Source organism: Schnuerera sp. xch1, assembly GCF_019931165.1.
In the GTDB taxonomy this organism is placed as follows: domain Bacteria; phylum Bacillota; class Clostridia; order Tissierellales; family Tepidimicrobiaceae; genus JAIOUP01.
In genome coordinates this window covers 1-946 of sequence record NZ_JAIOUP010000040.1, presented here as the reverse complement: position 1 = coordinate 946, position 946 = coordinate 1, and the positions used below count along the sequence as shown (strand labels likewise).

General features: G+C 30.8%; 2 protein-coding genes. Both read left to right on the top strand.

The window, feature by feature from the left end; all coding sequences use genetic code 11:
* On the top strand, positions 1-591 hold a 591-nt coding region (locus tag K8M07_RS12520), incomplete at its 5' end, for a transposase (RefSeq protein WP_223379446.1).
* Between the two features lie 146 nt (positions 592-737).
* On the top strand, positions 738-946 hold a 209-nt coding region (locus tag K8M07_RS12895; protein ID WP_223379445.1), incomplete at its 3' end, for a transposase.

Below are 946 nucleotides of genomic sequence, written 5' to 3'. Positions count from 1 at the left end.
ACAGTTCGGCGTTGGTATCTAACATATAAAGAACATGGTATTAGTGCCTTTGAAACATCAAATAAGAATCGCTCATATGATAAAAGTTTTAAGTTATCTGTAATAGAAGAATATAATTCTGGGAAATATTCAATGGCAGACTTAGTTGCGAAATATAATATTGGTTCTGGAGTAATTCATAGTTGGATTAATAAATGGTATAATGGTATAGAAATTGAGGATTATGATCCTAAAGGAGATGTCTATACCATGAAATCTAGAAAAACAACATTTGAAGAGAGGTTAGAAATAGTAAAATGGGTTATTGAAAATGATATGAGCTACAAAGGTGCGGCCGATAAATATTCAATTACTTATGCACTTGTATACAAATGGACAAGAGCATATATAGACAAAGGTCCAGAAGCGCTAAAATATCAAAAACGAGGACCAAAACCAAAGTCAGAAATTGATGATAGTAATCTAACTGAAGTTGAGAAGCTAAAACTTGAACTTGAAAAAGAAAAAGCATTGCGTAAAAGAAGAGAATTTGAACTAGAAGTTCTTAAAAAAAAAGAGGAGTTCGAAAAGAAACTTCACTCTCGAAAGTAAGACAGGAAGCAGAGTATAATACGGTAGATTTTTTTAAAGATAAAGGTTATCCGATAACTCAAATATGCAAGGTTCTGGGTATTTCAAGAAGTGGATACTACAAGCACAAAAATAGAATTAAGCCCGAAAAAGAAAAACAAGATGAATTGCTATGTTCACTAATTAATGAATATCATACAACTTTTGATGGAATTTTAGGGTATAGAAGGATGACAATATTCATCAACAAGCTAAATCAAAAAACCTTCTCAGAAGGATATATACATAGACTTATGAATTATTTAGGTATTTCAGCAAGAATCAGAAGAAAGAAAGTTAATCGTAAGAGAATAAAACCAGAGTATACAAAAGAAAA